This is a genomic window from Aromatoleum toluolicum, assembly GCF_012911005.2.
Classification (GTDB): domain Bacteria; phylum Pseudomonadota; class Gammaproteobacteria; order Burkholderiales; family Rhodocyclaceae; genus Aromatoleum; species Aromatoleum toluolicum.
The window spans coordinates 72,018-93,605 of record NZ_WTVS01000003.1 but is presented as its reverse complement, the minus strand read 5'-3'; the positions used below and the strand labels follow the sequence as shown (position 1 = coordinate 93,605).

Below are 21,588 nucleotides of genomic sequence, written 5' to 3'. Positions count from 1 at the left end.
TCCCTACGGCTCCTGCGGCCGTTCGCGGAAGTGCTCTTCCGCGAGTTGCGCCGCCACCGCCCACAGCGCCGGCGCACCGCGCTCGATGGGCGGGCGGCAGCGCGCCTCGACCTGCTCCAGCGTCACGTCGCATTCGACCCAGGTGCCGCCGTCGGTGGCGGCGTTGTGCAGCATCGGTTGGAACCGGTCGAGCGCCTTGGCGAATCTCGCGTCGTCGCTCTCGGCCGCCTCGAACTCGAACCACAGCTCGCGGAATTCGGCCGCCTGTGCTTCGGGCAGTAGGCCGAAAATGCGCTCGGCGGCCAGCCGTTCGCGCTCGGCCTGGCCCGCGTGGGTCGACGGCATGTGGAAGGGCACGTCGCCCGCGTCGATCTCGACGATGTCGTGGATCAGCAGCATCTTCACGACACGCATCACGTCGACCTCGCCGGCGGCATGCCCGGCGAGCACCAGCGCGTAGAGCGCGAGGTGCCAGGAATGCTCGGCGCTGTTCTCGCGCCGCGAGCGGTCGATCAGCGGCGACAGCCGGACGATGCTCTTGAGCCGGTCGATTTCCTTGAGGAAGGCCAGTTGCCGTTGCAGGTCGGATACGTTCACGGTGCTGCGGACTCGGTGAGGCTGCGGGGCCGGGAAGTCTACCAGAGCCCGCAGCTCCCCTTCGTCTCCGCCCTATGGATGAACATCATCGGAAAGGCTACCGAACCGGTCTCGCACCGTGACGACGGCACCATCCGGCGACGCACTCGCGTCATGTGTCGATCGGGGCGGCGCGCGGGATGTGCCCGACGCTCGGGCGTCGAGTTCGCCTGTACCGATCGGGCCGCCGCATTTGAATCGAGCCGCCAGCCGCGCGACAATGTGTTCCAAGGCTGCACATGCGGGTGAATGCCGATGGACAAACCGGATATGACCGAATGAACCGGCTCGTCGCCGACCCCGCCGCGCCGCTTGCCACAGTGATGCTGCGGCTGACGATCGCCTTCATCCTCGTGCTCGCGGGGGCCACCATGTTCCAGGACCAGTCGCTCTACTACCCTGACAAGGCGCCGCTGGAGGCGCTGGTCTCGGGGCCGCTGCGTGCATGGCCGACGCCGGATGACTTCCGCGGGCTCGTCGCCGAACCGGCCGGCCCCGTGCGCGGCACCGCGGTCGTCTTCCACGGCAACGCGGGCCACGCCGGCCACCGCGGGTATTACGCCGAGGCGCTCACACGACTCGGCCTGCGCGTGATCCTCGCGGAATATCCCGGCTACGGCCCGCGCGACGGCAAGCCCGGCGAGCGAGCACTGGTCGATGACGCCGACGCGACCGTGGCGCTGGCCCATCGCCTGTACGGGGCGCCGCTGCTCCTTGTCGGGGAATCGCTCGGCGCCGGCGTCGTCGCGGCGGTCGCCGAGCGCCAGCGCGACCGGCTCGCGAGCCTGCTGCTCATCACGCCGTGGGACAGGCTCGAAAACGTCGCCGCCTTCCACTTTCCGTGGCTGCCGGTGCGATGGCTGCTGCATGACCGCTACGACAGCGCCGCTCACCTCACATCATTCGACCGCCCGGTGCTGGTCGTCGTCGCGGAACGGGACAGCATCGTGCCCGCGCGCTTCGGCGCTGCGCTGTACGAGGGACTGACGGGCCCGAAACGCCGGATCGTCGTGCCGGCGGCCGACCACAATGACTGGGTCGAGCGCGTCGACGATCGCTGGTGGAATGCGGTCGTGGCGTTTCTGCTCGGGGAGGATCGCTGACCCCGTTGCCGGATCATCCGCCGCGCAGCGCCAGGAGGCGCCGCGCGCAGGCAGGGTGACCGACGACGGCTCGCGGCTCCCGGCCCCGCAGTGGAGGGCGGGTCGATCCGCCTGCGATCGCTTGCGAAAGTGATCGGCGGCCATCCCGGCCGCAGCCTCCCACGGCGCCTGCGCTCAGGCGCTGACGATCTGGTCGGGCCCGAAGACTTCATAGTGCACGCGTCCTGCCGGCACGCCCCACGAGAGCAGCGTGTCGCGCTGTTTCAGCATGAAGGGCAGCGGGCCGCACAGGTAGTAGTCGGCATCGGCGAGTTCGACCCGGGTGCGCACGCGTTCGAGATCGACGACGCCCTCGAAGTGGTAGTCGCGCCCGGCGACATCCGCCGCGTCCGGAGCGTCGTAGAACACGACATGCTCGACATGCGCATGCTCGGCCGCGAGCTGCTCGACGTGTCCCTTGAGCGCGTGCACGCGGCCGTTGCGCGCGCCGTGGACGAAGACCGCGCGCCGCTTCGTCTGTGCAAGCGCATTCAGCATGCTGATCATCGGCGTGAGACCGACGCCGCCGCTGATCAGCACGACGGGCGTGTTCCGCTCCTCGTCGAGATAGAAGTCGCCGTAGGGCGGCGACAGTCGGACGCGGTCGCCCGCATTCACCGCGTCGTGCAGGCGATTCGACACGACGCCCTGCGGATCCTGGCCCTCGCGTTTGACGGAGATGCGGAAATAGCCGGTGTTGGGCGCTTCGGACAGGCTGTACTGGCGGATCTGCTCGTGGCCGAGCTCGGGGATGTACAGCACGAGGCTGACGAACTGCCCCGGCACGAAGGGCGGCAGCGCGCCGCCGTCGGCCGGGCGGAGGTAGAAGGAGGTTATGAGCTCGCTCTCGCGTTCCTTGCGCTCGACAACGAATTCGCGCCAGCCATCCCAGCCGCCGGGGGCCGCGGCCGCCGCGCGATAGAGTTCCGCTTCGGCAGCGATCAACACGTCGGCGAGCTCGCCATAGGCCTCGGCCCAGGCGGCGACGATCTCGTCGGTCGCCGCAGCGCCGAGGACTTCGCGGATCGACGCGAGCAGGTGGCGGCCGACGATCGGATAATGCTCGGCGCGGATGCCGATGCTCGCGTGCTTGTGTGCGATGCGCGACGCGACCGGCGCCAGTGCCGCGGGGTTCTCGATATTCTGCGCGTAGGCGAGCACGGCCTGCGCGAGCGCCTGTTGCTGCCGACCGCCGGCCTGGTTACCGAGATTGAAGATGTTCTTCAGCTCCGGCTCGTGCGCGAATAGTCGATCATAGAAGTGCGTCGTCAGCGGGAGGCCGTGAGCCTGCAGCGCGGGAACGGTTGCGTGGACGAGTTCGACGGTACGTCTTGAAGCCATCGGGGGGTCATTCCTATAAGAGTCATATTATTTGCATCTTTGCGGCCGCGAGCGTACACGCATGTCCGGGCGACTGCAAGGGCGTGACGCGGTCGAATGGGACATCCACGCCGAACCGCCAGGCGGCGCGAGAAACCGTTAGCGTGCGCCGTGCCGCGACAGGACGGCGCACGCAAGGCGGGCGAACACGGCGAGCGCCCCCCTGCCGCCCGATGCGCTCAGCGCATGATGCCGAGGATCTCCCGCGCTTCGTCCGGCGTTGCCACCGGCCGCTCCATCTCCCCTGCGATCCGGGCGACGCGCGCGACGAGCTGGGCGTTGCTGGTCGCGAGTTCGCCCTTGCGGTACCACACGTTGTCCTCGAAGCCGACGCGCACATGCCCGCCGAGCGCGATCGCCATCGCGGCGAGCGGCAGTTGCGCGGCGCCGATGCCGGCAACCGTCCAGGTTGCCTCCGGAGGCAGTTGCGAGCGCAGGAACATCAACGACTCGGGGGTGCCGGCCATCGCGCCGGGCACCCCGAGCACGAGGTCGACATGCACCGGCCCGTCGACGACGCCCTGCTTCAGCCAGCGCTGCAGGCTGTGCAGCATGCCGGCGTCGAAGATCTCGAACTCGGGTCTTACGCGGAACTCCTTCATCGCGGCGAGGAAGGCTGCCATGTCCGCCGGATGGTTGAGGAAGACGTCGTCGCCGAAATTCACCGACCCCATCGACAGCGTCGCCATCTCGGGGCGCAGTTCGACCGGCGCGAGGCGCTCGGCGGCCGTCATGCCGACGGCACCGCCGGTCGACACCTGCACGATCACGTCGCAACGCGCCCGGATTTTCTCGATGATCTCGGCGTAGATCGCCTTGTCCTGCGTCGGCGTGCCGTCGGGACGGCGCGCGTGCACGTGCACGATGGAAGCGCCCGCCTGCGCGCATTCCTCGGCGGCGCGCGCGATCTCGTCGGGCGTGAGCGGCAGCGCGGGTTGCTGCTCGCGGGTGACTTCGGCGCCGGTCAGCGCCGCGGTGATGATGAGCTTGTCCATGACCACGCGCTCAGCGCACGTTGCGTTGGCACGCTGCCGGCACGACGCAGGTGCCGGACGCGCGGCAGACGACGATCGGCTCGGGCAGCACATCGCAGGCCGAAGGCTGGCCGGCAACGCCCGCCGGGACGATGACCTTGCGCGCCTCGAACTCCATCTTGCGCGAGGTCATGCCCATGGCCACGATGCGGCCGGTGGCCTCGATGAAGTCGCCGGCGCGCACCGGCGCGAGGAACTCGACGCTGTCGTAGGCGACGAACAGGCCCTCGTCGCCGTCGCTGCGGATCAGCAGTTCAGTGGCGACGTCGCCGAAGAGCTGCAGCATCTTCGCACCGTCGACGAGACCGCCGGCGTAATGGGCGTCGTGGGCGCTGATGCGCAGGCGGATGAGGCTGGTGATTTCATTATTCATATTGTCTCCCTTACGCCGCGTGGCGCTTGGTCCATTCGTGGATCGCGAAGGACGCGACGTCCTCGGCGTAGGATTTGGTGCCGAAACCGGCGTCGTAGCCGAGTTCCTTGGCGAGCTCGTGCGAGATGCGCGGACCGCCGACGACGAGGATCACGCGGTCGCGGATGCCTTCGGCTTCGAGCAGATCCGACAGGCGCGTCAGGTTGTCGAGGTGGATGTTCTTCTGCGTGACGACCTGCGACACGAGAATCACGTCGGCCCGCTCCTCGATCGCGCGCGCCACGAGTTCCTCGGAATCGACCTGCGCGCCCATGTTGATCGCGCGCACCTCGTGGTAGCTCTCCAGCCCCTTGTGGCCGTTGTAGCCCTTCATGTTCATGATCGCGTCGATGCCGACGGTGTGAGCGTCGGTCTCGATGCAGGCGCCGACGACAACCATCTTGCGGCCCATCTTCTCGGCGATCAGCGCGTTGATCCCGTCCTTGTCGAGCGTCTCGAACTCGGGCTTCGCGACCTTGATGCGCGAGAGGTCGACGCGGTGTTTGCACTGGCCGTACAGCACGTAGAACGAGAAGCCCTGCCCCATGTCCTCGGCATGCACGACGGAGGGTTCGTCGAGGCCCATCTCCAGCGCGAGCTGGCGCGCAGCTTCCTTCGCGTTCTCGTCGAGCGCGACCGGCAGCGTGAAGGAGAGCTGTACGCGGCCGTCGTTCATCGTGTCGCCGTAGGGCTTCACCCAGTTTTCGGCGACCGCTTCTGTGAGGTGTTTGTTCATGTTGGCGCTCATTTCAGGACTCCCGTAGGGCCGCCCCAAGGGAGGCCTGCGCCCCCTCGGGGGGCAGCGAAACAAAGTGAGCGTGGGGGCTGTTTCATGGTCAGTTCGCTCCCGCCAGCATCAGGTCCGGGAAGGGGTTGTAGTAGTCGGGCGATTTGGCGATCACGCCGTCGAGGCCCTTGCCGCCGTCCATCGTGCGCGAGATGTCGGCGAAGGTGCCGCGGCCGATTGCCGCGGGCAGGCCGATCTTCTCGATGTCGGCGAGGATCCCGACGGTCTCGCCGAGCACTTCCTGCGCACGCCGCTCGATCCTGCCGCCGGCCCTGAATTCGACTTCTTCATGCAGGTCGCGCATCGTGCCGAACACGTACTTCGCGTTCTGGATCGCGAGGAAGCGGTCCTGGATGAAGGGCGTGTGGATCGCCTCGGTCATCATGCCGAGCAGGTGGATGTTTTGCCCGGTGAGTGTGCTGACGACGTTGAACAGCGCGTCCTGTACATGCCCCTTGAAGATGTTGCCGGTCATGTGCTTGGTCGGCGGCATGTACTTCAGGCAAGCTTCCGGAAAGACCTGGCGCACGAGCTGGGCGTGCGCGACTTCCCACAGGAAGCCGTTCTCGAGGTCGGGGTTGATCTCGAAGGCATGCCCGAGGCCCATCTGGTCGGGTTTCAGGCCCGAGATGTAGGCGAACTGCTCGTTGATCAGCTGGGACGCGAGCACCGTGTGCGCCGCGTCGAACGCGTCGGCGGTCGTCAGGTAGTTGTCCTCGCCGGTGTTGATGATGATGCCGGCGTAGGCGTTGACCATGCGCGAGAAGAACTGGTCGATGAAGGTGCGCTTCATGTTGATGTCGCGGAAGATGATTCCGTACATCGAGTCGTTGAGCATCATGTCGAGACGCTCCATCGCCCCCATCGCCGCGATCTCGGGCATGCACAGGCCGGAGCAGTAGTTCGTCAGGCGGATGTAGCGGCCGATCTTGGCACCGACCTCGTCGAGCGCGGCGCGCATCAGGCGGAAGTTCTCCTGCGTCGCGTAGGTGCCGCCGAAGCCTTCGGTGGTCGCGCCATAGGGCACGTAGTCGAGCAGGCTCTGGCCGGTCGAACGGATCACCGCGACGATGTCGGCGCCCTGCTCGGCGGCGGCGCGCGCCTGGACGATGTCCTCAAAAATGTTACCGGTCGCGACGATCAGATAGAGCCACGGCGTGCGGGCCTCGCCGACCTTTTCGATCTGCTGCGCGCGGAAGGCACGCTGGGCGGCGACGTGCTCGCACATCCTCGCGGCAATCGCCTCGGCGGACTGGCGCGCGGTCTTGTCGCTCTTCGGTCGGGCGAGCACGAGCTTGCCGGCAGCGACGGCTTCAGCGATCTGCTGCGCGCCGAGGCTGTGCTCGGCCATCGCGCCCGCGACGACCGCCGCCGCGCCGTGCTGCAGCAACCCCTGCTCCTGCAGGTGGCTCACGAGACGGTTCGGCAGCGGGATCTGATTATCGTCCACACCGTCGACACCCATCAGGCGCAGCGTCGCGCGCTCGACGGTGGTGGTCGTGTACTGGCTCATGTCGTCGAACACGCGGTGCGCGATGCGGCGCGCCGACTCGCGCGCGCGGTCGATCTGGCCCTGGTCCAGATTCAATTGACTCATTGGAGAAATCCTTCCTGCATGGTGTGTTCCTCGCGCATCACGTCGGCGACGACGTGAGCGGGGAAGGCCCGGCGTGCGGCGTCGAGGAAGTCCCCGGCGTCGAAGCTGCCGCCGAGCGGCGAAAACGGGTTGAGGGTGATGCCGGCGATGCGGATGCCGCGGAAGGCGGCGAGCCGTCCGCCCATCGCGGAGAAACCCGCGACGTCGTTGGCATCGACAAAAAGCTTGGTGCCGTCGGCGACGACGACCGTGAGGCCCGGGTGGCGCGCGGCGAGCGTCTTCAGCGCGTGCCACAGCGCGCGGCCGACGGCGCCGCTGACGGCGATGGTCACGGGATCATCCAGTCCGAGCAGCGTCGGGGCGGCGTTGAGCGTCGGGATGCGCGCGTCGAACACGGTCTCTCCCGCGCGGTTCCACGCGCCGATGCCGCCGTGCGCGAAGACATGGCTGCAGCGTTCACCGAGCGCCTCATCGACCGCTGCAATGCCGAGGATCGCGAGCCGGTCGCGCGTCTTGCGGATCACGTCGGCGATGCCGCCACCGATCGCCGCGCCCGTCGCGAGCACGACGCCATCGGCGATCGCAGGCGAGGCGTGGTGGCTGCGACCGAGCGCGCCGTCGAGCAGCACCAGCGCGCAGCCGCAGCCCTTAAGGATCGCGATGACCTTGTGCTGGTCGGAGCTGCGCGACGCGCCGGCGATCTCCATCTCGCCGTGGTCGAGCGCGCGCACGATCAGGATCTCGCCCATCGGGCTGTCGATGCCGGTCGCGCCGATCTGCTTCCAGCGCACTTTCGCGCGCAGCAACGTGTCGCGTGCGGTCGCGACGAGGCTGCCGGGCCACACGAGCACCGGCGGCTTGGGGATGAAGAACACCTGGTCGCGGTCCTCGCCGTCGCGGCCGATCGACGTGATACCGACGCTCACGCCCTGCGCGTGTGCCTGCGTGAGGAGATGGTTCAGGCACACCGTCTTGCCGGTGTTCTTCGTCATCCCCATCACTGCCAGCGTCGTCATGCCGGCCGCGCGGATCTCGCGCCACAGTGCGCTCGCGTGCATGGCAGCTGCCTCAGACATACAGCGTCTCGAAGAGCCGGCGCAGCGTGGGCGATTCGCGCAGCAATTCGAGCGCGAGCACCGCGTGCCCCTTCGCGTAGCCGTTGCCGACGATCATCTCGACGTCCTTGCCGACGCCTTCGGCGCCGAGTGCGGCCGCGGTGAAGCTCGTCGCCATCGAGAAGAAGTAGATTTTCCCGCCGTCGCGCGTCGACAGGATGCTGCCCATCTCGGTGTTCGCGATGTTCACGCAGTTGATCACGACGTCGGCCATGCGCCCGCCGGTCACGTCCGCGATCGCCTCCATCATCGACACGGCGTCGGTCGCATCAGCCTGCAGTGCGTGATCGACCCAGCCGAGCTCGCTCATGCGGCGACAGTCCTTCGCGAACGGCGACACGCCGATCACGCAGCCGGTCGGCCCCGCGCGCTTCTTCGCCTCATACACGCACAGCGTGCCGGACTTGCCGCCCCCGCCGACGACGACCACCGTGTCGCCCGGACGCACCAGACGCGCCGTCTGCGCCGGTGCGCCGGCGACGTCGAGAATTGCGAGCGCGACCTTCTCGGGGATGTCGTCGGGCAGCTTCGCGTACAGGCCGGTCTCGAACAGGATCGCCTGACCGTCGATCTCGATCTGGTCCTTGTCGACGTGGATCTTGCGGATCGCGTCGATCCGCAGCGGCGTCAGCGACAGCGACACGAGCGTCGCGATCCTGTCGCCAACCTTCAGGTCGATCTTGCGCGCGAGCTGGGGCCCGATCGCCGCGACACGCCCGATCAGCATGCCGCCCGAGCCCGTCACCGGGTTGTGCATCTTGCCGCGCTGGCCGACGATGTCGCGCACGACCGCCGCGATGCGGCCAAGGTCGCCTTCGGCCTCGGTCTTGATCTGCGTGAAGCTCGCGGCGTCGATGTTGAGCGCGGAGACGTCGATCAGGATCTCGTTGTCGCAAAGCGCCATCGCGTTGTCGATCTTCCACGCGCCTTGCGGCAGCACGCCTTGCGGCTCGACGACGCGATGCGTGCCGTAAGGGGAACCATGCTTCATGCTGCTCCCCTTACGCGCGGCTTTGCGACGGGACGCGGAAGTCGAGGCCCAGGCCGGGCATCTCGACGGTATCGCCCTTGTAATTGCGGCACTTGATCGTCGTGCCCTGGCCGTCGCGGCGGATTTCCTCGGTCACGTAGGTCGGGATGATCGGCAGCTTGCCCAGCCCGCCCAGGCCATCGACGACGAAGGTCGGCACCGCCGGACCGCTGATCCAGCCGCGGATGCCCTCGTACAGTTCGAGCATGCGGTGGTAGGGCACGATGAAGTGGTGCGCGCCCTCGACCATGTCGGTCGAATAGACGTAGTACGGCCGCACACCCATCTCGATCGCCTGCATGAAGAGCTCGCGCAGCACCTCGACGTCGTCGTTCACGCCCTTCAGGCACACCGTCTGCAGCCCCATCATGATGCCGGCCTTCTGGATCAGCTTGACGCGCTCGCGCAGCAGCGGCGTGATCTCCTTCGGGTGGTTGATGTGGATGTTCACCATCTGCACGCGGTGCTTCTCGAGGATCGCGCACAGCTCGGGCGTCACGCGCGTCGGCAGCTGCACCACCATGCGCGAGCCGATACGCAGGAAGCGCACGTGCGGCGCGCGTTCGCGGATCGCGCCGAGGATGTAGTCGAGGCGCTCGTCGTCGAAGGTCAGCGGATCGCCGCCCGACAGAAGCACGTCGTCGATGTCCTTGTTGCTCGCGATGTAGTCGATCGAACGCTCGATCTCGTCCTTATGCACCGAGCCCGTCGGCTGCGACACCATGCGCTTCCTGGTGCAGAAGCGGCACAGCGTCGAGCAGGTGTTCGACACGAGGAAGAGCACGCGGCGCGGGTAGCGGTGCACGACGCTGGTGCCGGGCACGGTGTCGCCCTCCTCGCCCAGTTCGTCGAGCAGCGTCTCGAAGCCGGCCTTCTTCTCCTCGTGGTGCGAGGGGAGGTACTGCAGGCGGATCGGGCAGTTCGGATCGTGCGGGTCCATCAGCTTCGCCATGTAGGGCGTGACCGACACCGCGAACTTCTCGTACACGGTCTCGTTCACGTCCTCCATGTTGTTCAGGACGTCCTTCAGTTCGGAGTGGTGGGTGTAGCGGCGGGCGAACTGCTTCTGCCACGATTCGGACGCCGGATCGTAGGCTTCCAGTTCGGCGCGGGTCAGCAGTTGGCGGGGAGAGATGACGACTTTCTGCAGCATTTTCCTGTCCCTTCTGTTCGTCGTTATGAATGGCCGCGGGGGCCTGACGAAGACGAGTTTAGGGACGGGCCGCGCCAGCCTGAACAGGCAAAGTGCCTTTGAATATGCCCGCAAATCAGTCAAAATGACCGACATTCGTACAATCTGATTTCTACCCCGCAAGACCCATGGACGAACTCGACCGCCAGCTCATCGAGCTACTCAAAGTGAATGCCCGCCTGCCCGTCGTGAAGATCGCGCAGGCGCTCGGCTGCGCGCGCAGCACCGTGCAGTTGCGCCTTAAGGCGCTGGAAGATTCGGGAACGATCAGCGGCTACACCGTCAGCGTGTCGAAGCCGCAGTCGTCGCGCTCGATCCAGGCGATGGTGCTGATCTCGATCGAGTCGAAGAACGAGCCGGATGTCGTGCGTGCGCTGAGGAAACGTCACGAGATCACCAAGCTCTACTCGATCAGCGGCCGTTACGACCTGTGCGGGATGCTGGAAACGGAAACCACGCACGAACTGGACGCGGTCATCGACCGCGTGCGGGCGATCCGGGGCGTGGTGGATACGTTCTCGACGATTTTGCTGTCGACCAAGCTGGATCGGCCCGGCTGAGGAAGCCGGCTACAGGGGCAGGAACAGGTTAAACGGGTTGTCTACGAACTGTTCGAACCCGTATCGTTTGTAAAAGTCGACGGCGGACTCCTTCGCATTGACCACGAGGCCGATGCCGCCAACCTCGCCTGCGATGCGCGTTACCCGGTCGATGGCGTCGAAAAGCATGTACTCCCCGATTCACTTTCGCTCATGCCGTTTGGCCGTTGCCAGTCTGCCGAGTCTGAACACGGGCACCCGGGCAGGCAACCGTTTCCGGTACTGCGCCGGCAGATCGGTAGTAACCAATTCCGCCAGGCTGATCGCGTAGAAGCCAAGTACTTCCTGAGTAGCTTCATCACCAACTATGGGGATTTGGCGTCATTGTCACCACGATATTGGCCCGCAAAATCGCGAATTTCGGTCGCTCGTGACCGTATCGGGCCTTGGATTTCCCATCCTTTGCATCGGCGCCGCGCCCGAACTATAGATGAACGATAGCGCCCCGCGGAGGAAATGATGGATTCCAGGCAAGCAAGATCCCTGATCCAGTCGCTGCTCGACCTGCAGGACGCATCGCTGGCAGCCCAGGTTCTGCAGCAGAACTGCGCCCTGCTAGACGATGGCTTCATGCAGACGTTGAACGACGTGATCGACGAGCAGCAGGCGCGGCGTAATTCCTACCACGGCTTCTTCGACACGAGATGGTCCGGCTTCGTGACCGACCATGCTCTCGATCAAGTCGCCGCTGCCGATCGCACGATCCACTATCTGCGGCTATTGCAGGACCATGCAGGTCGACTTCGATTCGCCGCAGCACCCGAGATGGAAGCGGATTCGCATACGGATTTCGAGCCGTTCAGCTTCGTCTGCTCGGCGTGCGGCCGGCAGATGAACGTTATTTGCCCCGACTGCCGCGCACGCGGACTTCCCGACACCGTCGCGCTGCGCGAATCGGGACCCAAATGCTTGCACTGCGGCTCGCGATTCGATCGCGCTCAATGTGAGTGCGGCGCGGTGGCGGTGTTCGGCGAAGCGGGCGACGACGACGTCCCGTTGGACGTGGACGAGTTCATGGTTCGCCGCGACGCGATCATGAAGGAACTGTGGTCGGCGCAGGATCGCGCGGCGCCGGAGTTCGACAGCGTGGAACTTGCCGCGGCAGGCTCCGTCGCCGCAGCGGCGCTCAGATCGTTGCTTGGTGAAGCGGGGCACTTGCGGGAATCGGCCGAGATCGGGAACACGTGGCGCTATCTGGGTGACGCGTGTTTCTGCGCCGCGCGCAAGCACGACCAGGCGCTGCTGACCGAGGCGTGCAATGCGTACCGCAAGGCCGAGGAGATTCTCGCCGCGAGCGCAGACGAGCGCGCGCTGGCGAAGCTCGATTTCAATTTCGCGAATGCCGTGCGGCTGCTCGATGCAGAAGACAAGCGCAAGGCGGTCGACGAGGCGATACGCCGCTACCGCCGCGCGCTGCAGCGCTTTCGCGATCTCGGCGACGAGGACGGCGCCGAAGTCACAGAGGAGTCGCTGCGCGATATGATGATTTCGTATCAGATGGCTGACATGGCGCACACCGCGCAAACGGACAGGACGCGGATTGCCGAGCTGCGCCGGCGGCTGGAGGCGGGCATGGACGACGACGCGTTGCTTGCCGAGGCGGAGGCGGAGACCGAGCGCCTGAAAAACAGCCTACTCGACGACGAATTCCGCTCGACGCTGACGACGCTGACGACGCACGGCAGTGAAACGGGAGGGGATTGGATCGCCAACCGACTGCTTGAGTATGATCGATTGGCGGCCGAGATCCGGTCGGAGTCGAGTGACCGGTCAGACGAGATGATCGGCTCCCTTGGGGAGGTCCTCGTGGCGCTGCTGGAGCAGACTCCCGCGTCCTCGCAGAGGCGGCGCAGTTTCGAGCGGTTCGCGGCCGAGCTCGACGGCATCCGGCGGCAGCGGCCGCAGAGTCCAGTCGCGAGAGCGATGCGGGAAAGGCAGCTCAAGGAGTTGCTGCAGCGGCTGAAGGCGGTCTATCTCGAACAATGACGGCCATGCCAGGTCCACCCGGCGAATACGAAGCGCTCGGGCGCGCCGCAGTCGTACTCGAACTGCTGAAGCCATCGCGCCGCTACATGTTCGATGTCCTGACCGGCTTCGACATCGGCAAGCGGGAGCGCGCACTGCTGACCGACTGCATGGTGCAGGAAGGCAGGTTCCGCGACGAATTGAAGAAGGCCGCCGACGTCGACGCCGAAGCGCACCGCATCGAGCACGACGAGGCGCGGCCGTTCGTCGCTCGGATGCGCCGCTTTGTGCTGCGCGAGCACCTGACCTATGCGCAGCCTTTTCGCGGCTGGGGGCCCGTCGAGGAAGACTCGAACTTGGTGTTCGTCTCCGGATGCGACGAATTCTGCTCGGCGCTCGCGCCGGCCGCGGCAGAGCGCGCGCTGCGGCTCGCGATTCGGCCTTCCGGCTGGGACACCGGGCTGACGCGGTGGACGCAGCTTCGGCAGAGTGCCGCCGGTCTCTTCGACCTGACATCCGACGACGTTGCGATCCGGGCAGCGGCGTGCTACCAGCTCGGATGCGCCCTCGCGCTCGGAAAGTCGGTCGCGGTCGTCGCCCGTCCGGACGCGAAGCGGCTGTTCGACATCGACATCGAACCGTGGCAGTGGGCGCCGGAAATGGACGGCAGCGGCTTCGGCGATCTCCTCGACGCGGTCTGCTACGGGCATTACGCAACGCACGGCAGAAGCTCGGTCGCGGCGACGGTACGCGAAGTCGCGGCGAGGCTGCCTGCCGGTCACAGCGGCGGCGGTTTGTTGGCCAGCCTCGGCTCTTCGCCGCGCGTCGATCCGGTCGAGGCATTGACGCTGCTGGAACCGCTGTTGTCCGAAGCCGGCCAGGATTCAGCGCTACTGCAGCCGCTCTGGCCGGGATCTTATCCGTCTGCGGCACTCCAGCGCTGTTTCCACATCACGCCTTTCGCGCCGGAGTTCGACGCCGCGTGCCGCGCCGTCAAGGCCGCATGCAAGGGAGCCGGCGTCGAATATGACAGGGGCGACCAGTCGGGAAGACTCGATGTGATTCCCAAGATCTGGGAAAAAATCGGCCGCGCCGCGACTTCGCTGGTGGATCTCACCGGGCTCAATCCCAATGTCGTGCTCGAACTCGGCCTGGCCCATGCGCTCGGCCGGCCGACGCAACTCGTCACAAGGGGAGATCCGATGCTGTTTCCAGAGATCTCGCGCCTGCAGGTGTGCAAGTACACCACGCCGGAAGACCTCGCGGGATTGGTCGCCGAGTTCCTCAAAGCACAGGACGAAGATTCGGCGCACGGTTGAGCCGCCTTGATCCGGCAAAGGCTTTGGCATGTCTGGCAACGGCAGTAGCCCACCGGCCTCCGTGAGGGGCAAGTCCTCGCCTCAGCTGCACCACCAGTGGCCGATGTATGAGTACACCAGATTGTCTGATCAACTCCATCGGAATCCGCAATAATCCCCGGCCCCGCACCTCCAGCACCGACTGAAACAACGCAGGTGAGGCAAGCGCCCTCCTCCTTGTTCCTCGCCTCCGACCCAATGAGCATCCTCGACACCTGCACCGAAACCGACATCACGCGCTGGCTCGGCGCCCACGAGGTCGCAAAGGGGCGCGCCTATCTGGGCGCTGTCTCCGACCTCGCCCGCGATGGCGAAACCCTGCGCGCCCGCGTCCAGGGCACACGGTCGCGGCCCTATCAGGTGGTGGTGCAATTCGCGGGTGCCCCGCATCCCCGTTCCCCGCGACTCGTTTCGTATTGCTCCTGCCCGGTCGGCATCGACTGCAAACACGTCGCCGCCACCCTGCTGCGCTGGCTGACGGTGCGCGCCAGCGATCCGTCACGCCCGCGCGAACAGATCCTCGCCTGGATCGAGGCGTTCCGCGGCATCACGGCACAGCAACCGCCGGCGACGCGCAAGCCTGCGCCCACCGTGCAGCACACGCTCCTCTACCTGATCCGCTTCCACAACGGCTACCAGCAGTACGCCGTGACCTGCTTCAAGGCGCGGCTCGGTCGCAACGGCTCGGTTCGACAGGCCGAGAGCTGGCAGAACATCGAGCGGGCGCTCGACACGCCGCCGTCCTTCGTCAATGACGCGGATCTCGAGATCCTGGGCCTGCTCTGGAGCCAGCGCCTGCGCGGGCGCTTCTTCCAGGACGCGCTACCGCTCGATGGCCGCAACGCCGAACAGCTGATGACGCGCCTGGCACATTGCGGGCGTGCCTATTTCGACGAGCTCGGCGCCGCTCCGCTGAGCCTGGGCGACGCACGCCCCGGTTCGCCGCAATGGCTCAGCACCGCAGACGGACGACGCGCGCCGGAACTACGCCTGACGCCTCCGGCCGAGGTCGTGCTGCCGCTGCTGCCGCCCTGGTACGTGGACTGCAAGGCGAACGAGACCGGCCCCATCACCCTCGACGCCCCCGCCGAACATGTCGTGCGCCTGCTGTGGCTGCCGCCGCTGACGCCGGTCGAAGCGGAGATGATCAGCGCGACGCTCGCCGAACTCGCCCCTGCCCTGCCATTGCCGAGCACGCTCGGCGAGTCGCCATTGGAGCTGTCCGGCCCGCCCGTCCCGGTGCTGCGCATCGACACGCTCTACGTCTACGACGTGAACTTCCGCAGCTACCCGCGCTATGGCGCGACGCTGTTCGACTACGCGACGCTCGCGTTCCGCTACGGCCCGCTGACGATCCCGCCCGGCGACGCGCCGATGTTCCACACCCTCCCCGACGGCCGCAGTGCCCGGCTGCAGCGCGACACCAAGGCGGAATCGGCCGCCATCCGGCGCCTCGGTCAGGCCGGGCTGGGCAAGGTGGGCCTGAGGAGCGTCTCCAGCACCTACGACACCCTCCCCGGACATGCCTTCGGCCTCGCCAGCGAAGACGCCTGGGGCCCATTCACCGCCAACGAAATCCCGGCCCTGCGCGCCGAAGGCTGGGCGATCGAACTGCCGCCCGATTTCCGCCACCACGCCATCGACGTCACCGATGTGACGCTGGACGTCGACGAAACCGACGGCGGCTGGCTCGACATCTCGCCCGGCATCGAAGTCGACGGCCGCACGCTCGCCCTCGCGCCGCTGCTGGCCGAACTCTTCGGGCGCGACACGCGCTGGTTGGGCGGCGGGCTCCAACGCATCGCCGATGCGGAGGCGATCATCCTGCACCACGACGACCTCGGCCGGCTGCGCATCGCGGCCGGGCGCCTCAAGCCGCTCGTCGGTGCGCTGGTGGACCTGTTCGACCGCCCCGAAGGGGCGCTGCGCGTGTCGCGCCTGGACGCCGCGCGGCTGGCCGACCTCGACCTGCCCGGGCGCGGACGCGACGCGCTCGCCGAGCTCGCCCGCCGCCTGCACGACGCCCGCGGCATTCAGCCCGTCGCCACACCGGCGGATTTCAACGCCGTGCTGCGCCCCTACCAGCTCGAAGGGCTCGCGTGGCTGCAACACCTCGTGCGCCACGATCTGGCCGGCATCCTCGCCGACGACATGGGCCTCGGCAAGACCGCGCAGGCGCTCGCCCACCTGCTCACCGAGAAACACGCCGGACGGCTCGACCGGCCTGCGCTGGTGATCCTGCCGACCTCGCTGGTGTTCAACTGGCAGGCCGAAGCGGCGCGCTTCACCCCCGGGCTGCGCGTGCTCAACCTGCACGGCCCCGACCGTCACAGCCGTTTCGAGCAGCTCGACGGCGTCGACGTCGCGCTGACCACCTACCCCCTGCTGTGGCGCGACGCCGACGCGCTGCAGGCGCGCGAGTGGAGCCTGCTGATCCTCGACGAGGCGCAGACGGTCAAAAACGCCGCGAGCAAGGGCGCCCAGGTCATCCGCCAGCTGCGCGCGCGCCATCGCCTCGGCCTGACCGGCACGCCGCTGGAAAACCACCTCGGCGAACTGTGGGCGCAGTTCGACTTCCTGCTGCCCGGCTTCCTCGGCACCAGCAAGGACTTCACCCGCATCTGGCGCACGCCGGTCGAAAAGCGCGCCGACACCCAGCGGCGCGACCTCCTCGCCGCCCGCATCAAGCCCTTCATGCTGCGCCGGCGCAAGGAAGACGTCGCGAAGGAGCTGCCGCCCAAGACCGTGATCGTGCGCAGCATCGGCCTCGAAGGCGGGCAGCGCGACCTGTACGAGACCGTGCGCGCGGCGATGGACGACAAGATCCGCAGCGAGATCGCCGCGAAGGGCTTCGCGCGCAGCCAGATCGTGATCCTCGACGCGCTGCTGAAACTGCGCCAGGTGTGCTGCGACCCGCGCCTGCTCAAGAGCACTGCGGCCGCGGCCAGGGTCAAGGAGCGCGCCAAGCTCGACCACCTGATGGACATGCTCCCCGAGCTGATCGCGGAAGGCCGGCGCATCCTGGTGTTCTCGCAATTCACGCAGATGCTCGCGCTGATCGCCGCCGAACTCGACCGCGCCAGGATCAGCTGGGTCGGCCTGACCGGCGACACGCGCGACCGCCGCACGCCGGTCGAGGATTTCCAGCGCGGGCGCGCCTCCGTGTTCCTGATCAGCCTGAAGGCGGGCGGCGTCGGCCTCAACCTCACCGCGGCCGACACCGTGATCCACTACGACCCGTGGTGGAACCCCGCCGCCGAAAACCAGGCCACCGACCGCGCCCACCGCATCGGCCAGGACAAGCCGGTGTTCGTGTTCAAGCTGATCTGCGCCGGCAGCATCGAGGAACGCATCCTCGCACTACAGGAACGCAAAGCCGCACTCGCCGCCGGCGTCCTGTCGGAAGACGCCAACGCGCTCGCCAAGTTCGGCGCGGACGACATCGCCGCGCTGCTCGCACCCCTGCCTGCTGCCACGGCCTGACCGGGTCAGTCCCCGCTCCGTGTCTTCAGCGCAGCGCGCCCAACTCGTTCAACGACGCGCGAGCCGGCAGGGTCACAGCGCTCTGGGATTGCGGACCTGCACGCAGCCCGGCCACAGCTGGTCCTCCTGGTCGAGAACGAGTAGTTCCAGCTCCCGGAGCTTCTTCAGGTCGCGGCTGCGCGTCTTGTCGTTAAGCTTCAGGTAGAGGCTCGCATACCACGGCGTGTGCCGGAGTTCGCCAAGCGGCGCGGGGCGGCCCTGGGTCAGCAGTTGCGACACGATGGTGTACTGGCGCGCATTGATCGCCTTGCTGTCCAGCAGCTCGCGAGTCCGGCTCTGGAACAGCAGGATGCTGACGAGCCGATTGACACGATCGTGCAGCGCGTTGATCGTCAGGCGCATCCCCTCCTGGTGAAACAGCACGAAGGCCGTGTTCGGATGCGGCTGATGCTTTTCGGCCGCCTTGCGGCAGGAATTGAACAGCGTGAAGTAAGCGTCGATGTTGTCGAGGTAGTAACGCGTCAACGCGAAGGGGGCGTACTCGTAGCCCGCAGCCTGCAGCAGCGTGGCCTCGATGACCCGCCCGACACGCCCATTGCCATCCCAGAAGGGATGGATCAGTTCGTAGTAGTAATGCACCAGCGGCGCACGCACCAGCGGATGCACGCCGGCCTCGGCGAGTTGCTGGTGCCATGCCAGCAGTCCCTCCAGCAGCCGCCAGATGTCGCGCTCATACTGCGGTGGCTTGTACCGCCCGCCATGCTGCGGGCTGCCGACGTGAGTGATGCGGCCTTTCGGATTGTTGCGGATCAGCCCGGGCCGGTTGTCGGGGTGCGGGAGGTCGTGGGTGATCAGCCCGTGGATGGTGGTGATGAAATCGATCGAGAGCGCCCACGCCGGATCGAGTGCAGCCTGCCGCGCCCGGCCGTATGCCGCCTTGATGTTGAGCACACGCCGCTGCTCGATTTCCTGTACCTGCGCGGGGTCGAGATCCATCGCCGCGCGGGTCTCATCCTCGGTGAGGATGCCCCCTTCGATGGTGTTGGTCCCGTAGATGCTGCTGGCGATGACCTCGCGTTCGAGCTTGTTGGCGACCTGCGCCAAGGGGGAGTGCACAAACCGCGCATGTGCGTCCTCGACGCGCTGCATCGTCAGCCGGAGTCGTTCCGGATCGACGCCGATCTCGAACAGCACCGGCCCGAAACGGTCGGTGTCGACGCGAAGCCGGATATCGGGGATTTCATGGGCGATCATGTCCGCTGGAATGTCCGTGACTGATATGGCAGTTTATATCGCAATATCAGTTGCTTGGCGTTGTTCTCGGAAAATTGTTGTCCGAAGGAATGTCCGGTGCCATTGGCATCATGATCGAACCATCGCCGCGACGCTCACCCCTGCAGCCGGTACGCCTCGCCCTCGCGCTGCACCATGCCGAGTTCTTCCAGCGCCTCGATCACCGATTGCACGGCGGCTTTCGGCGAGCGTTTGAACTGGCTGGCGATCGCCTCGGCGGTGAGGCTCTGGCGGGCGAGCGCGGCGCGCACGGCGGCGACCTGTTCGCGCATGTTCTTGGGCCACGCGAGCTTGCCGGCGGGCGCCGCGGCGGGGGCGGTTTCGGTGTCCTCCGCTTCGCCGAGTTCGGCTTCGACCTGTTGCGGGGCGGCGGTGGCGCCGGGGTTCTGGTAGTCCGGGCGCAGCCAGCGCACCAGCCCGCGGGCTTCCTCGGCGGCGCGGCGGGCGTTGAGCTCGACGAGGCGGCGCAGCAGTTCCTCCTCGGCCTCCGCTTGCGCCTCGGGCTTATCCGGCAGCGGGGTGGTCGCGCCGGGGCGGCCGACGAGGGCGGCGGCGAGGTCGCTCCAGCCGTAGGCGTCGAACACCGCGGCGTCGAGCGCGTCGTGCAGCTCGCGCAGCACCGACACCAGGCCCTGCTCGTGGATCGCCTTGTCCTTGGCGTTCAGGGTCTCGCCGCTGCGCAGCTTTTCGAGCACGTTGTACAGGCCGGTGAGCGTCAGCGCCGGGTGCTGCGCCTGCTGGCGCTTGCGGTGGGCGTCGAGCTGCAAGGCGAGGTCGCGGATGCGGGCTTGCTGCTCGGGGAGCGCGTCGGGGAAGGGGAAGGTTTCGAAGCACGCGGATTTTATGTAGCGCGGACGATCTTCCAAGGTACTACCAGTAGCGAACGCCCATTTCGTATGTACGCGCGACGACAGAACTCCAAGTACAGCGGCATCCGTAATCGCCATATTCATCAGCGCATCATCGGGCAGAACGTCCGTACCGAGTGCTTGGAAAATTCTATGCTTTGCCGTAACTGGGGTGGCGATGTAGGAGGACAGACCGGCAACCATCGAGCGCCAGTCTCTACGCGCTTCCCCGAAGATCCACCAGTTGTCGCGATAAGCCGCTCGGCCATTGTGGTCGCGCTCAGGTTTCACCCGTTCCAGAACCCTTTGGTAGACGGCTGGAAATCGACGGCGAACATCGTCTGCCGATAAACTGAACAAATCGATTACGTAAACGGCACGCGGGTGGTCGGCGAGATCGCGACCATTGCGATATGCGCGAATGTGTTTGTCCAGTCCGTCGACTTGGCCAACGCCGAGTTGCTGTGCTTCATCGGCAGTGACGATAAAACCCGAGCCATGCAGTTTCACACCCGGGGAGCTAATTGCGAGATTGGCGCGCAATGCCTTCACTCCAGCGACATCTACTCCGGCATTCAGATTTGCAAAGAGTTTTCCTGTCCGTTCCTGGAGCGTTACATCGACGTCGTCACGATCGGTTTCTCGCTGTTCGATCACATTGAGCAGCTTTCCCTCCGTTTCTCCGCCTACGCACACCGTCATCGCAATCCGTACCGCCGCCCCGTCCGCCGCGTCGACCCACGGATGATCGGGAATCGCGAAAGCCAGTGACAGCGGGTTCTTCGCGCTGAGCTGCGCCTCGATCACGCGCCGGTTGAAGGTCTGACGGATCGAGTTGGTGGTGATGAAGCCGAAGCGTTGCGCGCCACCGGCGCGCACACGCTCGCCGGCGATGTGCCACCAGTACATGACGAAGTCCGCCGACTCCGGCACTTCCGGCCAGGTGCCGCGCACCGCGTCGACATAGCCGTCGCCAAGCGCCGCCCGCATCCGCTTGCAGCCGATGAACGGCGGATTCCCGACGATGTAATCCGCCTGCGGCCATTCCGCCTTCTTCGGATTCACGTATCTCACCTGCACCGTCTGCGCCGTCTCGTCCGGGATCGGCTCGCCGGTGATCGGGCTCGGCTTGTACGTCACGCCATCCCAGCGCGTGACCGGACGGCCCGCTTCGTCGGTGACGAGTTCCTCGCGCTCGTAGGCGATCAGCGCGTCGCGGTGCTCGATGTTGCGGAAGTCGCGCAGCACCGGTTCGGGCGGGTTCACCGAGCCGTGGGTGCGGAAGTGCCATTGCAGGTAGCCGATCCACAGCACCATCTCGGCGATCTTCGCGGCGCGCGGGTTGATCTCGAGGCCGAGGAACTGGTGCGGGTCGACGGTGACGCCTTCAAGTTCGAGCAGGCCCTGCGATTCGCCAAGGTCGTGGAGCAGGTTGAGCACTTCGCCTTCGAGGCGCTTGAGGTGTTCGAGCGTGACGTCGGCCTCGCGGTGCTTGCCCTGCTGCTCGAAGGCGAGCGCGGCGGTCTGGACTTCCTTCCATTCGCTGCGCAGCGGCTCGATGACGGTGGGGAGCACGAGGCGTTCGACGTAGGCGCGCGGGGTGTAGTGGGCGCCGAGCTTGTGGCGCTCGCGGGCGTCGAGGGCGCGTTCGAGCAGGGTGCCGAGATCGCCGGCTCGACGTAGCGCCAGTCGGCCTGCGAGGCCTTGAGCAACAGTT

At 66.7% G+C, this 21,588-nt stretch carries 17 protein-coding genes; 5 read left to right on the top strand and 12 right to left on the bottom strand.

The genetic code is table 11. The annotated features are described in order from the left end of the window. Positions 1-3 precede the first annotated feature (3 nt). On the bottom strand, positions 4-597 hold the full coding sequence (locus GPA27_RS02460) for an HD domain-containing protein (RefSeq protein WP_169137471.1): 594 nt from the start codon (positions 595-597) through the stop codon (positions 4-6). A gap of 317 nt (positions 598-914) precedes the next feature. On the opposite strand from GPA27_RS02460, the gene GPA27_RS02455 reads away from it, so the two are divergent. Beyond that, positions 915-1,739, top strand: coding sequence for an alpha/beta hydrolase (locus GPA27_RS02455; RefSeq protein WP_211164795.1), 825 nt, complete (start codon positions 915-917; stop codon positions 1,737-1,739). Positions 1,740-1,913: 174 nt separating this feature from the next. Here the strand turns inward: GPA27_RS02455 and hmpA are convergent, their stop codons facing one another. The 8 genes from hmpA to GPA27_RS02415 form a co-directional block, all read right to left on the bottom strand. Then, positions 1,914-3,119, bottom strand: a complete 1,206-nt coding sequence (hmpA, locus tag GPA27_RS02450; protein WP_169137470.1) for an NO-inducible flavohemoprotein — start codon at positions 3,117-3,119, stop codon at positions 1,914-1,916. A 218-nt stretch (positions 3,120-3,337) separates the two neighbouring features. Further along, positions 3,338-4,153, bottom strand: coding sequence for a 3-keto-5-aminohexanoate cleavage enzyme (kce, locus tag GPA27_RS02445; RefSeq protein WP_169137468.1), 816 nt, complete (start codon positions 4,151-4,153; stop codon positions 3,338-3,340). Positions 4,154-4,163: 10 nt separating this feature from the next. Beyond that, positions 4,164-4,565 (bottom strand): 3-aminobutyryl-CoA ammonia lyase, encoded by a 402-nt coding sequence (kal, locus tag GPA27_RS02440; protein WP_169137466.1) that lies wholly within the window; start codon positions 4,563-4,565, stop codon positions 4,164-4,166. A 10-nt stretch (positions 4,566-4,575) separates the two neighbouring features. Continuing rightward, positions 4,576-5,352, bottom strand: coding sequence for a lysine 5,6-aminomutase subunit beta (kamE, locus tag GPA27_RS02435; RefSeq protein WP_246260912.1), 777 nt, complete (start codon positions 5,350-5,352; stop codon positions 4,576-4,578). 88 nt (positions 5,353-5,440) lie between these two features. Beyond that, positions 5,441-6,988 carry a lysine 5,6-aminomutase subunit alpha gene (kamD, locus tag GPA27_RS02430; RefSeq protein ID WP_169137464.1) on the bottom strand — a complete coding sequence of 516 codons (1,548 nt, stop codon included), beginning with the start codon at positions 6,986-6,988 and terminating at the stop codon, positions 5,441-5,443. After that, complete coding sequence (gene kamB / locus GPA27_RS02425) at positions 6,985-8,064, bottom strand: lysine 5,6-aminomutase reactivase subunit KamB (RefSeq protein ID WP_169137462.1); 1,080 nt, start codon at positions 8,062-8,064, stop codon at positions 6,985-6,987. Before kamB ends, kamD begins: the two co-directional genes overlap by 4 nt. Beyond that, complete coding sequence (kdd, locus tag GPA27_RS02420) at positions 8,057-9,094, bottom strand: L-erythro-3,5-diaminohexanoate dehydrogenase (protein WP_169137460.1); 1,038 nt, start codon at positions 9,092-9,094, stop codon at positions 8,057-8,059. Before kdd ends, kamB begins: the two co-directional genes overlap by 8 nt. Positions 9,095-9,104: 10 nt before the next feature. Further along, a complete protein-coding gene (locus GPA27_RS02415; RefSeq protein WP_169137458.1) occupies positions 9,105-10,286 on the bottom strand; it encodes a KamA family radical SAM protein in 1,182 nt (393 codons plus the stop codon). Positions 10,287-10,453: 167 nt separating this feature from the next. Between GPA27_RS02415 and GPA27_RS02410 the strand changes: the two genes are divergently transcribed. Then, positions 10,454-10,885 carry an Lrp/AsnC family transcriptional regulator gene (locus GPA27_RS02410; RefSeq protein WP_169137456.1) on the top strand — a complete coding sequence of 144 codons (432 nt, stop codon included), beginning with the start codon at positions 10,454-10,456 and terminating at the stop codon, positions 10,883-10,885. 9 nt (positions 10,886-10,894) lie between these two features. Here GPA27_RS02410 and GPA27_RS02405 read toward each other — a convergent pair whose 3' ends face one another. Next, positions 10,895-11,053 (bottom strand): GNAT family N-acetyltransferase, encoded by a 159-nt coding sequence (locus GPA27_RS02405; protein WP_169137454.1) that lies wholly within the window; start codon positions 11,051-11,053, stop codon positions 10,895-10,897. Between the two features lie 330 nt (positions 11,054-11,383). On the opposite strand from GPA27_RS02405, the gene GPA27_RS02400 reads away from it, so the two are divergent. The 3 genes from GPA27_RS02400 to GPA27_RS02390 all read left to right on the top strand — a co-directional run bounded on the left by GPA27_RS02400 (position 11,384) and on the right by GPA27_RS02390 (position 17,730). Further along, entirely contained in the window at positions 11,384-12,910 is a 1,527-nt protein-coding gene (locus GPA27_RS02400) for a hypothetical protein (protein ID WP_169137452.1), read from the top strand. A gap of 149 nt (positions 12,911-13,059) precedes the next feature. Next, positions 13,060-14,208 carry a hypothetical protein gene (locus tag GPA27_RS02395; protein ID WP_169137450.1) on the top strand — a complete coding sequence of 383 codons (1,149 nt, stop codon included), beginning with the start codon at positions 13,060-13,062 and terminating at the stop codon, positions 14,206-14,208. A 237-nt stretch (positions 14,209-14,445) separates the two neighbouring features. After that, positions 14,446-17,730, top strand: coding sequence for a DEAD/DEAH box helicase (locus tag GPA27_RS02390; protein WP_169137448.1), 3,285 nt, complete (start codon positions 14,446-14,448; stop codon positions 17,728-17,730). Between the two features lie 72 nt (positions 17,731-17,802). Here the strand turns inward: GPA27_RS02390 and GPA27_RS02385 are convergent, their stop codons facing one another. Both GPA27_RS02385 and GPA27_RS02380 read right to left on the bottom strand, forming a co-directional pair. Continuing rightward, on the bottom strand, positions 17,803-18,984 hold the full coding sequence (locus tag GPA27_RS02385; RefSeq protein ID WP_169137446.1) for a Fic family protein: 1,182 nt from the start codon (positions 18,982-18,984) through the stop codon (positions 17,803-17,805). 134 nt (positions 18,985-19,118) lie between these two features. After that, entirely contained in the window at positions 19,119-21,446 is a 2,328-nt protein-coding gene (locus GPA27_RS02380; RefSeq protein WP_246260911.1) for a class I SAM-dependent DNA methyltransferase, read from the bottom strand. Positions 21,447-21,588 lie beyond the last annotated feature (142 nt).

Coding starts and splice junctions, on each gene's coding strand:
- kamD (WP_169137464.1), bottom strand. CDS start 6,988: ATGAGTCAATTGAATCTGGACCAGGGCCAGATCGACCGCGCGCGCGAG.
- kamB (WP_169137462.1), bottom strand. CDS start 8,064: ATGTCTGAGGCAGCTGCCATGCACGCGAGCGCACTGTGGCGCGAGATC.
- GPA27_RS02415 (WP_169137458.1), bottom strand. CDS start 10,286: ATGCTGCAGAAAGTCGTCATCTCTCCCCGCCAACTGCTGACCCGCGCC.
- GPA27_RS02390 (WP_169137448.1), top strand. CDS start 14,446: ATGAGCATCCTCGACACCTGCACCGAAACCGACATCACGCGCTGGCTC.
- hmpA (WP_169137470.1), bottom strand. CDS start 3,119: ATGGCTTCAAGACGTACCGTCGAACTCGTCCACGCAACCGTTCCCGCG.
- kce (WP_169137468.1), bottom strand. CDS start 4,153: ATGGACAAGCTCATCATCACCGCGGCGCTGACCGGCGCCGAAGTCACC.
- GPA27_RS02455 (WP_211164795.1), top strand. CDS start 915: ATGAACCGGCTCGTCGCCGACCCCGCCGCGCCGCTTGCCACAGTGATG.
- kal (WP_169137466.1), bottom strand. CDS start 4,565: ATGAATAATGAAATCACCAGCCTCATCCGCCTGCGCATCAGCGCCCAC.
- GPA27_RS02400 (WP_169137452.1), top strand. CDS start 11,384: ATGGATTCCAGGCAAGCAAGATCCCTGATCCAGTCGCTGCTCGACCTG.
- GPA27_RS02385 (WP_169137446.1), bottom strand. CDS start 18,984: ATGATCGCCCATGAAATCCCCGATATCCGGCTTCGCGTCGACACCGAC.
- kamE (WP_246260912.1), bottom strand. CDS start 5,352: ATGAGCGCCAACATGAACAAACACCTCACAGAAGCGGTCGCCGAAAAC.
- GPA27_RS02395 (WP_169137450.1), top strand. CDS start 13,060: ATGGTGCAGGAAGGCAGGTTCCGCGACGAATTGAAGAAGGCCGCCGAC.
- GPA27_RS02410 (WP_169137456.1), top strand. CDS start 10,454: ATGGACGAACTCGACCGCCAGCTCATCGAGCTACTCAAAGTGAATGCC.
- GPA27_RS02405 (WP_169137454.1), bottom strand. CDS start 11,053: ATGCTTTTCGACGCCATCGACCGGGTAACGCGCATCGCAGGCGAGGTT.
- kdd (WP_169137460.1), bottom strand. CDS start 9,094: ATGAAGCATGGTTCCCCTTACGGCACGCATCGCGTCGTCGAGCCGCAA.